General features: G+C 40.4%; 7 protein-coding genes. 5 read left to right on the forward strand and 2 right to left on the reverse strand.

Annotated features, from left to right (window positions below):
* Nucleotides 1-348: 348 nt before the first annotated feature.
* Nucleotides 349-1,707, forward strand: a complete 1,359-nt coding sequence (glmU, locus tag H5200_RS21905) for a bifunctional UDP-N-acetylglucosamine diphosphorylase/glucosamine-1-phosphate N-acetyltransferase GlmU (RefSeq protein WP_182762620.1) — start codon at nucleotides 349-351, stop codon at nucleotides 1,705-1,707.
* 59 nt (nucleotides 1,708-1,766) lie between these two features.
* Here the strand turns inward: glmU and H5200_RS21910 are convergent, their stop codons facing one another.
* Nucleotides 1,767-2,510 (reverse strand): siderophore ferric iron reductase, encoded by a 744-nt coding sequence (locus H5200_RS21910; RefSeq protein WP_182762622.1) that lies wholly within the window; start codon nucleotides 2,508-2,510, stop codon nucleotides 1,767-1,769.
* Between the two features lie 15 nt (nucleotides 2,511-2,525).
* Nucleotides 2,526-4,613 carry a TonB-dependent siderophore receptor gene (locus tag H5200_RS21915; protein ID WP_182762628.1) on the reverse strand — a complete coding sequence of 696 codons (2,088 nt, stop codon included), beginning with the start codon at nucleotides 4,611-4,613 and terminating at the stop codon, nucleotides 2,526-2,528.
* Nucleotides 4,614-4,742: 129 nt separating this feature from the next.
* On the opposite strand from H5200_RS21915, the gene H5200_RS21920 reads away from it, so the two are divergent.
* The 4 genes from H5200_RS21920 to H5200_RS21935 are packed head-to-tail and all read left to right on the forward strand — an operon-like array spanning nucleotide 4,743 to nucleotide 11,233.
* Nucleotides 4,743-6,329 (forward strand): aspartate aminotransferase family protein, encoded by a 1,587-nt coding sequence (locus H5200_RS21920; protein WP_259399259.1) that lies wholly within the window; start codon nucleotides 4,743-4,745, stop codon nucleotides 6,327-6,329.
* Nucleotides 6,322-7,638: a lysine N(6)-hydroxylase/L-ornithine N(5)-oxygenase family protein gene (locus tag H5200_RS21925; protein WP_182718521.1), complete on the forward strand. Its 1,317-nt coding sequence runs from the start codon at nucleotides 6,322-6,324 to the stop codon at nucleotides 7,636-7,638. Before H5200_RS21920 ends, H5200_RS21925 begins: the two co-directional genes overlap by 8 nt.
* The gene (locus H5200_RS21930; RefSeq protein WP_182762624.1) at nucleotides 7,635-8,831 is read left to right on the forward strand and encodes an MFS transporter; all 1,197 of its coding nucleotides are present in this window, start codon (nucleotides 7,635-7,637) and stop codon (nucleotides 8,829-8,831) included. The genes H5200_RS21925 and H5200_RS21930 overlap by 4 nt, the downstream gene beginning before the upstream one ends.
* Nucleotides 8,831-11,233: a GNAT family N-acetyltransferase gene (locus H5200_RS21935; RefSeq protein ID WP_182762626.1), complete on the forward strand. Its 2,403-nt coding sequence runs from the start codon at nucleotides 8,831-8,833 to the stop codon at nucleotides 11,231-11,233. The genes H5200_RS21930 and H5200_RS21935 overlap by 1 nt, the downstream gene beginning before the upstream one ends.
* The last annotated feature ends 433 nt before the right edge of the window (nucleotides 11,234-11,666 follow it).

The following is an 11,666-nucleotide window of genomic DNA, read 5'->3' on the forward strand; positions in this document are numbered from 1 at the left end:
CTTTCTCGCATTAGGCTCTTTACGTGATAAAGCTAAAAGTTGCTTGGATTTTTCTAAGTTCAATTTAGTAAAAGTAGATAAGTATCAGAGTGCTAATTAGATCACATAATTTGGCAGATTGGTATAAACTCTACTTTTACAGCTCTTTATCATTATTTTTACTTATATCCTTCATCGATCCCCGTTACAATATAACTAATACAAAGCAAGTTGTGATTTCAGCTTAGATTCAGTGGCTACTGCTAGATTGCCATTGAGTAAGTGCACATGATGTGACTTACGTAATCTTTTTGAATTTACACGCGCTTATTCATTTCAATAAAACAAAGAAAGAAGGAAATTGTTTTAATGTCACTTACTACTGTAATTCTTGCTGCGGGTAAAGGTACTCGTATGCGTTCTGCTCTACCTAAGGTGCTGCACAAAGTTGCCGGTAAACCTATGGTGCAACACGTTATCGATAATGCTAAAGCACTCGGTGCGACATCTACTAACTTAGTTTTTGGTCATGGCGGTGAATTATTACAACAACAACTTGCTGACAACGATGTAAACTGGGTACTTCAAGCTGAGCAGCTTGGTACTGGCCATGCGGTGGCACAAGCAAACCCACATATTAATGATGAAGACACTGTATTGGTTTTATACGGTGACGTACCATTAACAAAGCAATCAACCCTTGAGCGTTTACTCGCTGCCACACCTGAAAACGGCTTAGCCGTGCTTACTGTAAATTTAGCTAACCCTAATGGTTATGGCCGCATGTTACGTGTTGATGGCAAGCTAGTAGGGATTGTTGAACAAAAAGATGCAAGCGCAGAGCAATTACTTATTAACGAAGTAAACACTGGCATCATGGCTGTAAATGGTAAATTACTCAAAAGCTGGTTAGGCAACTTATCTAACGAAAACGCGCAAGGTGAATACTACCTCACAGATATAGTCGCCATGGCGCACAGTGAAGGTGTAGAGATAAGCTCAGCACAACCAGATCATCCAATGGAAGTTGAAGGTGCAAATAACCGCGTACAACTTGCAGGTCTTGAGCGTGCTTATCAAGCATGGCAAGCCGAACAGTTAATGCTTAATGGTGCAACGCTTGCCGATCCTGCTCGCATTGATGTACGCGGCGAAGTGACAACGGGTGAAGATGTACTAATTGATGTAAACGTTATTTTTGAAGGTAAAGTTACTCTTGGTAATAACGTTGAAATTGGCCCTAACTGCGTACTTAAAAATTGTACGATTGGCGATAACGTGATTATTAAAGCTAATACCTTAATTGATGATGCAAGCGTAGCCGACAAGTGTACTTTGGGGCCTTATGCACGTCTGCGCCCAGGTGCGATTATGGAAGAAGACTCGCATATTGGTAACTTTGTTGAGATGAAAAAAACCCGTTTAGGCAAAGGCTCTAAAGCAAATCATCTTTCTTACTTAGGCGATGCTGAAATTGGCGAAAAAGTAAATATTGGTGCCGGTACTATTACCTGTAACTACGATGGCGTAAATAAAGCCAAAACCATTATTGGTGATAATGCCTTTATTGGCTCTAACTCATCGCTTGTTGCACCGGTAAACATTGGCGCAACAGCAACTGTTGGTGCAGGTTCTGTGATCACTAGCACCGTTGAAGATGAACAGCTAGCAATCGCACGTTCAAAACAGCGCAACTTAACCGGTTGGAAACGCCCAGTTAAAAAGTAAGCGCAGTAGTGTTTACCTTAGCTAGAAAAGCGAGTTTATACTCGCTTTTTGCTTTTTATTTAGCTGTAACATACTGCTATTAACTCCTGTTGCATCCGTTGAACTTTAATTTGCTGAGGTTGTTTTGGGCAATTAGCGCACTTTGCAACATTACCTATTTGGTAATGCAAACAACATGTTTTTCGCGTTAATGCTAATGAGTCTGAGCAAGCTGTAAGCATAATAAACTCCCCCGCCTCTGAGATATCGAGAGCATGCAACCAGTGCGCTGCCATTACTTGAATATTAAACTGCGGCTTTCGCTTTGCATGAAGTAGTAGTATTGCTAATAGCGTGTCAGCTAATAAGGGCATCGCCAAACGCTCATTAAGCCTTGCAACGAGGTTTAAATCTGTGAGTAACTTAACAACATAGCGTTTCAAATGGGCAGCCATATCCGTTACTGCCTGTTGCTGGTTTTGATGGTACTGCGCTTTTATAGTGGATAGTTGCAGCCCTGCAATAACACCTTGCTGATAGTGTTGCTTAAAGTTTTGCAAAGAAAAGCTCATATTAAGTTCATGAACGCTGATAAGCGCTAAATAGACAGGTTGCCAATACAGCATTCCCCAGCTTTTGATTGCCCAATAACTGCGCCCAGCAGCGGGGTATTGCTGCTGCCAATACTGGTGTAACCTTGCAACCAGCAATGAACTCGATTGTATATCGAGCCAATCTGTTGATTGTTCTGGTACTTTTAAAGCACTGTGGTAGCCCTTAGCAAGCTTTAACAGCTTACTAAGGGCGAGTTGTTCAGCGTTCATAACGAGTTTAAATACTTAAAATGAGGCGTTTAAACTAAGCTCAACACTGCGCTCAGCGCCCATCCAACAGCCATTTATATCAAAACAAGCACCCACATAACGTTTGTCTGTTAAGTTACTCACGGCTAAACCGATTTTATAGCTGTCGTTAAAACGATAGCTAGCGGCAGCATCAAGCAAGGTATAACCCGGTACTGTATCGGAATTTAAGGCATCTAACTGACTTTCACCGACATAACGTACACCGCCATTAAATTCCAGTGCATCGTTAAAGAAGTAATTTAACCACATTGAGGCTTGTTGCTCTGCTACCCAAATTGGTGTTTTACCTTCCAATGCCGGGTTTTGTGGATTATCTATTACCTCAACATCCATATCTGTTAGATTTACAGTAACATCAAGAGTGTCAGTGAGTTGCTGATAAACACTGATCTCAAAACCCTTCGATTGTACTTCACCATTTTGTGTGTATTTCATAAAGTCTGGAGTGTTAACCACCACATCTTGTTTGCGCAAATCAAAAAAGGCCGCGGTTACTTTAGTTGTTGCATCATTGTTGTGATATTTCATCCCGACTTCAATTTGCTCTGCGGTCGTTGGTTTAAATGCTTTGCCAGTTAAGGTATCTACCCCCGAAGTGGGCTCGAATGATTCTGAGTAACTGGCATAAGGAGCAATGTTATTATCAAAGGTATAAATTGCTGCAATACGAAAAGTGGTATCGCTTTGATCGATTTCTTGACTACTAGATATACCGCTTTTCGTATCATCTGTAACACTGTAGTAATTATCATAACGAAGGCCAGCAATCACTGTCAGCGCATCGAGCTTTATCTCATCTTGAAGATAAAAACCGCGTTGAGATTGCTCTAAACGGCTAAATTGACGATAGCTATCTAAAGCGGCTGTAGTAGCTGCATTAAACTGGCTGTGATCTGGATTTGATAAATCAAGTGTTGGCGTATTTGCACCAAAAGTGTCGGCATAGTCAAATGTAGAATCAAGGGTTTGATATTCAAAGCCAAATAATAGCTGATGATTAGTATTCGCTAAACCAAATTGCACAGCGAGTTGGTTATCAATCACGAAGCCTTCAGCGTCTTCAATGGTTTTATAGGCAGTACGAGTTAAAATTTTATCTGCATCCGCTAAGCCGAAGTCATAGCTATTTTGTTGCGTGGCATCGGCATTGGTATAACGAAAGTTTTGTAAAAACGAAATTGAATCTGAAAATTCATGATTTAATTTATACCCGATCATAGTGACTTCACGAGCAAACTCAGCCCAGTTTTCATCGCCAGCATACGCATCAGCATCTAACTTACCGTAACTGGCTTCGTAAAGTGTGCCTTTCGCGGGTAATGGCGTTGATGGCACCATTTTAGGATCGTCTTGATAATATAAGTTAAGGTTTAAGCTTGTTTGCTCACTTATCTCAAAAGTTACTGAGGGCGCAATGGTGATTCTTTCTTCTTCGGTTGTTTGCTGTTGGCCGTCGCGGCTACGGGCAAGTGCAATAAAGCGATAATTAACGCCGTCGGTGATAGCGCCTGTGCTATCTAAAGCTAATTCAGCCAAGCTATTGCTACCAATTCGGGCTCTAATATTGTGCTCAGAGGATGCTTGTGGCGTTTTTGCTGTTTGGTTAACCATGCCACCTGGAGGTGCCGATCCGTATAAAACCGATGCTGGGCCTTTTAAAATTTCGACACTTTGTGTTGCATACGCATCTACTTGTGGAGCTAAGTTATAAGCTAGGTTGTATTGCAGCGGTAAACCATCGTAAAAATTACGGTAACTTTCAAAACCACGAATCGTATATTGGTCAAAAATCGTTACTGTACTGCGATTTTCAGGTGTGATCCCAGAAACATAGCGCAATGCTTCATTAACGGTATCTACTTGGCGTAACTCTAGTAATTTATTGTCGTAAACCTCAAAACTCATAGGCGATTCAATCGGCGTCAAACTCGATTTGGTCCCTGTTGAACGATAACTTTTTCCATATACTTCAATACTTTCTATGTCGTCTGCGGCTGGCTTTTCTGCAGCAAACCCATAGTTACTCATTAAACATAATGATATTGCAGATAGTCCAAACATTGATTTTTTTAACACAATCACTCCTTAAATTTTACTAGAATTAAACCATTGACACTTTATTGGAAACGCGATTAGTATACATTCTCATTTAGATTTATCAATTGTTTTCAATTAAAGGTGATCGTGCTCATGGTTCAGTTAAATGTGTTACTGGCGGATTCACAGCAGCAAGCTTCAACTAATGAAGCAAGTTCAATGCTTAATTCAATGTTTAATAAGGAAAATATAGATAATTTTAAAATAGGTCTTGAGCAGGTTATGCAATTGTTGGAGCAAACAATCGCAACACAACAAAAACCATTTAGCGGTATATTACCGCAGGAGCTAGCTAAAAAATTTATTGGTATTGACCTTAATCAACCGCTGTTTGATATACCGGACGCACTAGAAGAAGTTGCTCAGCTTTATCTTAAAGATGCTGTTTATTTTAATAATCCACGCTATCTCGCGCATTTAAATTGTCCGATTGTTTATCAAAGTATCCTTGCTGAATTGCTCGCTACTTCGATTAATACTGCTGTAGAGACCTGGGATCAAAGTGGTGGTGCCACTTTTATTGAACAAAGTATCGTAGATTGGACACTCTCAAAACTGGCGCTTGGTGAGCAGGCTGATGGCGTATTTACCAGTGGTGGTACGCAATCTAATTTGATGGCGATGTTGTTAGCTCGTGATTTTCAGTGCCAGTTATATGCAGGGCATACTAATAAACAGCAAGGTTTACCACACGACTTTAGGCGACTAAAAATTTTCACCTCAAAAGTTAGCCATTTTAGTATTCAAAAAGCCGCCGCAATTTTAGGACTTGGTTACGATGCTGTTGTAAGCGTTCCGTGTGATGAATATTTTAGAATGGATATGACCGCTTTAAATCAGGCAATCGAAGACTGTCAGCAACAAGGCGATATCGTTATGGCCATCGTTGCAACAGCTGGAACAACTGATTTTGGTAGTATCGATCCATTAACGCAGATAGCTGAAATAGCTAAGCGCTGTGGTGCGTGGCTTCATGTTGATGCTGCTTATGGCGGGGGCTTATTAATAACGCCCAATAATAAACACAAGTTAGCGGGTATTGAATGCGCAGATTCGGTCACTATTGATTACCATAAGTCATTTTTTCAGCCTGTTAGCTGCAGTGCTTTTTTTGTAAAAGATAAGCAACATCTATCAGTTGTTACTTATCATGCCGAATATTTAAACCCATTAAGTCAGCAACAAGCGGGAACGCCAGATCTATGCAATAAGAGCATTCAAACCACACGACGTTTTGATGCGTTAAAGTTGTGGTTTTCACTGCGTACGGTAGGAGCTCAAAACTTAGGTGTAGCATTTGAACAAGTGATGCATTTAGCACGACAAGGTTATTTGTTATTAGCCTCTGAAGCAGATATTGAAATTATTCATCAGCCGCAGTTAAGTACACTGGTATTTCGTTTTGTTGGCGATAGCGGTGCTACAGATAGTGAATTGGACGCCGTAAATAAATATATTCGTAAACAGTTATCTCGCCAAGGTGAGGCGTTGATCGCGGCAACTAAGGTAGCAGATAAACAATATTTAAAGTTCACCTTACTGAACTGTGCCACCACTATCAATGATATCCAGCAAGTTGTAAGGCTTATAAAGCAATATGGTTATCAATACTTAGCAAGTGATTTAGCGAACGAACATGCTCCTTTAAGTCTTGCACTGGAGGAAGTTAGCTATGGATAAGTCCATTTATGATGTTATTGGTATTGGTTTAGGGCCATTTAATTTAAGTCTGGCATGTTTAACTGCGCCACTTGAAGGAGTCAGCAGCCTCTTTTTAGATAAAAAAGCTGAGTTTAATTGGCATCCAGGCATGATGCTTCCTGAGGTAAGTTTACAAACCCCCTTTATGTCTGACTTGGTAACGCTTGCTGACCCTACTAGCCCTTATAGCTTTTTAAACTATATAAAGCAGCAAGGTCGACTGTATTCTTTTTATATTAGAGAAAACTTTTTCTTACTTCGCCAAGAATATAATCAGTATTGCCAGTGGGCAACAAAGCAGCTGCCTAATATACGTTTTAATTCAGAGGTTCAGCATGTTGAGTACAGCCAAGACGAAGATATTTATATAGTACAAACAGCAGAACAAGTGTATCTAGCTAAACATTTAGTGTTAGGCACCGGGCCGGTGCCACGTCATCCTCAATGTGCTCAAGCATTTAAGTTGCAAGAGGGGGTTATTCATTCTAGCAACTACTTAGCCAATAAAAGTCAATTACAGCAAAAACAGTCGATCAGCATTATTGGTAGCGGGCAAAGTGCCGCTGAGATTTTTTATGATTTATTACAAGAGATTGATCAGCATAATTATCAACTAAATTGGCTTACTCGTTCTTCACGGTTTTACCCGCTCGAATACACTAAATTAACGTTAGAAATGACCTCACCAGAATACGTTGATTATTTTTATCAATTACCAGAACAAAAACGCCAGCAGTTAAATCGTCGTCAGCATAATCTCTATAAAGGTATTAATAGCGAATTGATCAACAATATTTTTGATTTGCTGTATAGCAAACGGCTAACAGCTAAATTGCCAGTAAGCTTGCACACAAACTCGGCATTGATTGATATGACCTACCTGAGCCACCAGCAGGGTTTTGAACTTAGCTTAGAGCAAACTGAACAGCAGCAAGGTTATTCACTAAACACCCAAAGCGTTATTTTTGCAACGGGTTATCAGTCTTACCAACCGAGCTTTTTAGCTGGGATCAGTCATTGCATTGATAGTGACGACGCGGGGCTTTATCAAGTTGCTCGTAATTACTCAATAGACAAGCAGCATCAACGTATTTTTGTACAAAATACAGAGCAGCACACCCATGGTTTTGTGACTCCTGATTTAGGCATGGCATGTTATCGCAACTCTTGTATTATTCGTGCGATCACCGGGCATGAATATTATCCAATAGAACGTAAAATAGCTTTTCAGGAGTTTGCTGCGCCCAATTATGAGTTAAGCGACGAAGTAGAGCAGTTTCGCGCATGAGTAAGCAGTTTAAAGTTTTGTTGATCGCGGTAACGGTATTTGCAGTGCTCAGTGATTCAATGTTATTGCCGTTTTATCCTACTTTCTTTAGTGCGGTATTTAATATAAGTGACCCTGCCTATGTTGGCACTTACATTGCTGGCAGCTGCTTTGTTGTCATGGTATGTTTTCCTATTTGGGCCTTCATTAGTAAATACATTAATGTGCTACCTTTATTGGTTTATAGCCAAATTGCTGCGGGTGTATTTAGTGTCAGTAGCTTTTTTGCTAGCGACTTAAATTGGTTTTGGTTTTCCTCCATGGCTATGTTTGCTTTTAAAGCCAGCTATTTACTGGTTTATCCATACTTAATGAGCTTGGAAGCGAAAAAAAATCACGTTGCGACGATTGCAATGCTTAGTGTTGTGGTGCACTTTGGCGCCATACTTGGCGCACTTGCTGGTGGCTTTGTGTTGTCGGCTCTTCCTGGCAAAGCCGCATTTTTAATAATGGCTCTAAGCGATTTTACTCAGGTTTTTGTGTGCGCCTATCTCATAAGATTAGCGCCTAGTAAAAATCAGTCGCCTCCAGTAGCAAAAACATCAATCACTTCATCAAGTTGTTGGCCTGTATATCAACTTGGCATTGTTATGTTGTGCTTTTACTTTAGTGCTTTTTTGATCCGGCCTTTTTTTGCGGCATATTGGCAAAGTATTAGCGACACCACCAGTATCGTCCTAGCGAGTGTTGTGTTTTCTATCCCTGCTTTTATGGCATTGCTTGCGCTGTGCTTTAATCATTGGCGGCAGCACACAAATCGCAACCCCATCAACTTATTAGTTGTCTTTATGTTGATCATTACAGGCGTTGCATTACAAGCCAGCCCTCTTTACTTAGTAGTGATCGCAGGACGCTGCCTGTTCGGTCTATCGCTATTCATTATTATTGTGCGTCTTGATCTGCTGCTTTACCAAGTGAGTACGCCAGACAAGTACGCTGAAGATTTTAGTAAAGTCAGTTTTTGCCAAAGCTTAGGTGTACTTTTAGCTTCTTACTGCGCGGGTTTGCTGGTTAAAAGCTCTGGTTTAGTAATACCTTTTTGGGTCGCCGCTGGTGGGCTCGCTATATCCGCTTGTTGTTTATGGCTACTGAGCAAGCAAAGTCGACGCCATACTCCTTGCGCCAATCTGGCATCCACCACGAGGGCTCAATAATGTCCATTACAGCAGCTGTTTTTTGTCAGCAGTTTACTAATATCGCAGAGCTTAGCTTAAGGCCATTTAGCCTAGCACAAGATCTCGCGTTAATTCACCAGTGGGTTACTCAGCCTCATGCGCAGTTTTGGGGCATGCAGGAATTTACTATTGAGCAGTTACAGCAAGAATATCAAAGCCTGTTAGCACATAGTGATATTTATATCGGCTACGCAAACAATAGCGCGTGTTTTTTAGTTGAGTTATATGACCCTCTATTAGATGAAATAGGTAATCATTACCCCGTCAAAGCAGGTGATATTGGCATGCACATTCTGATTGCCCAAAGCAATAACAAGGTGCATGGCTTTACTTGGTCGGTGTTTCAACTGGTGATGAATTTCATTTTTGCTAATGACAAAAATCAGCGCGTTATTGTTGAACCCGATATTCGCAATAACAAAATTCATTGTTTGAATACTAAAGCCGGCTTTCGTTATCAATCTGCGGTTAGGTTAACTCATAAAACCGCACATCTCGCATTTTGCACGCGTGATAACTTTTATCACGCATTAAATAAGGATAATACTATGAAGCACATTCCGCTGAGCCCAGAGCAAGCCGTCAGTCATTTAACGCCACAGCTATGGCGGCATGTAAATAGGTTACATGTTCGCAAAGCTTTGAGTGAGTTTGCTCATGAGCGGCTGATAAAACCGCAATTGACCAATGAAGATGCAGATTGGCAATATTTTGAGCTCAGTACAGACAAAGAAACCATTGTTTATCGCTTTAAAGCCAAGCTGGGGTATTTGAATCACTGGCATATAGCAGCAGACTCAATTGAAAAACAAATAGATAACCAAGTAGCCGAGCTCGATTCAATCGCCTTTATTTGTGAGTTACAACATAGTTTAGGTATCAGCCAAGCTATGCTGCCTACTTATTTAGAAGAAATAGCCAGTACTTTATATGGCAGTGCTTATAAGCATCAGCTGCCAGCATTGACTGCCGAGCAACTCACCACTGCGGATTTTCAACAGGTAGAGAGTGCGATGACGGAAGGTCATCCTTGCTTTATAGCAAACAATGGTCGAATAGGATTTGATACCAATGATTATCGCCAATACGCACCAGAGACTTGCGCGCACTTACAGCTGGTTTGGCTAGGTGCGCATAAAGATAGAGTGGTGTTTTCGACCACCGATGATTTAGATTATCAAACACTCATAACGCAAGAGCTATCGACGCACACCATAGAGTCATTTAAGCAAAAGCTATTAGCGCGTGGAGTAAATAGTGACGATTACTTCTTTTTCCCCGTTCATCCTTGGCAGTGGTTTAATAAACTCGCGTCGTTATTCTCTAACGATATTGCTGATCAGCATTTGGTTTGCTTAGGATACAGTGAAGATGAATATCAGCCGCAGCAGTCTATTCGTACTTTTTTCAATAAAACACATCCGCATAAACGCTATGTAAAGACCGCACTGTCAATTTTGAATATGGGATTCATGCGTGGTTTATCGCCTTATTATATGAGTGCAACTCCCGCAATTAACGATTGGGTAGCACAAGTAGTATCACAGGATCCGTACTTAGCTGAATCCGGTTTTACAATTCTGCGTGAGGTTGCAGCAATTGGTTATTATAATCACGCTCTAGAAGCAGCAACCGATCAATACAGTCCATATCGAAAAATGCTTTCTGCACTTTGGCGTGAAAGCCCAATGCCAAAGATAAAGAGTAATCAGCGCTTAATGACCATGGCGTCGCTGCTGCATATAGATAATCAAGGACAAGCGTTATTACCTGCTTTGATAAAATCAGCCAAGATAGGTACTCATATATGGATTGCTAAATATCTAAAAGCATACTTAGATCCACTCCTTCATTGTTTCTACTCCCATGACTTAGTCTTTATGCCTCATGGTGAAAACTTGATCCTGTTACTTGAGAACAACATTCCAGCCAAAGCAATAATGAAAGATATTGCCGAGGAGATAGCTATTCTTAATAAAGATTTAGTACTGGCGGATAATATTCAACGCTTAACTGTGGATGTGCCCGATGAATTAAAAGTGCTGTCAATTTTTACAGATGTGTTTGATTGTTTCTTTAGGTTCGTGGCTGATATCCTTGATCAGCAAAACGACTATTCAGAACGAGACTTTTGGCAACAAGTTGCAGAGTGTGTAATTAGCTATCAACAATCACACCCAGAACTAAAAGATAAGTTTATCAAGTACGATCTATTTAGTGCTGATTTTACCTTGTCGTGTTTAAACCGATTACAGTTAAGTAATAATCAGCAAATGATAGATTTGGCAGATCCGGCAAAAAATCTTAAATTTGAAGGAAAATTAATCAATCCGATAGCCGCATTTAATCCAATTAAAAAAGATAACAGTGCAACAGTTTAATAATTGCTATTTAGCTATGAGATGGATCAGGTCTGTATGCGCAGCTTGGTTGCTCTCATAGCTGAAAATTTAAGCGAAAATAACGCTGTAATGCCTTGTTTGTATGCCTTTTGAGCAAATAGTTAATTAATTTAATAAAACTGAAATAAAGCGTTGACGGCCTCAAGAATATCCCTATAATGCGCATCCACTGACCCGGCAGGCAGCAATGAAAAGCGCTGAACAAACGGTAAGTAAGTCGAGTAAAACTTAGCTTTGAAATCTTTTAAAAGAAACTAAAAATTAAGTGTTGACAAAAAAATAGGAAGGCGTAATATGCGCAGCCCTAGCGAGATGAAGTTTAACTTTAACCGCAACGTTCTTTAACAATATAAAGCAATCATCTGTGTGGGCACTCGTACAGATTGAGTTCTAACAGCCAAGCTTAACTTTC

The sequence above is a fragment of the Pseudoalteromonas sp. SG43-7 genome, assembly GCF_014164295.1.
GTDB lineage: Bacteria > Pseudomonadota > Gammaproteobacteria > Enterobacterales > Alteromonadaceae > Pseudoalteromonas > Pseudoalteromonas rhizosphaerae.

What these genes read in the sequence shown, in the direction of transcription:
- glmU (WP_182762620.1), top strand. Translation starts at nt 349, where the DNA reads ATGTCACTTACTACTGTAATTCTTGCTGCGGGTAAAGGTACTCGTATG.
- H5200_RS21910 (WP_182762622.1), bottom strand. Translation starts at nt 2,510, where the DNA reads ATGAACGCTGAACAACTCGCCCTTAGTAAGCTGTTAAAGCTTGCTAAG.
- H5200_RS21915 (WP_182762628.1), bottom strand. Translation starts at nt 4,613, where the DNA reads ATGTTTGGACTATCTGCAATATCATTATGTTTAATGAGTAACTATGGG.
- H5200_RS21920 (WP_259399259.1), top strand. Translation starts at nt 4,743, where the DNA reads ATGGTTCAGTTAAATGTGTTACTGGCGGATTCACAGCAGCAAGCTTCA.
- H5200_RS21925 (WP_182718521.1), top strand. Translation starts at nt 6,322, where the DNA reads ATGGATAAGTCCATTTATGATGTTATTGGTATTGGTTTAGGGCCATTT.
- H5200_RS21930 (WP_182762624.1), top strand. Translation starts at nt 7,635, where the DNA reads ATGAGTAAGCAGTTTAAAGTTTTGTTGATCGCGGTAACGGTATTTGCA.
- H5200_RS21935 (WP_182762626.1), top strand. Translation starts at nt 8,831, where the DNA reads ATGTCCATTACAGCAGCTGTTTTTTGTCAGCAGTTTACTAATATCGCA.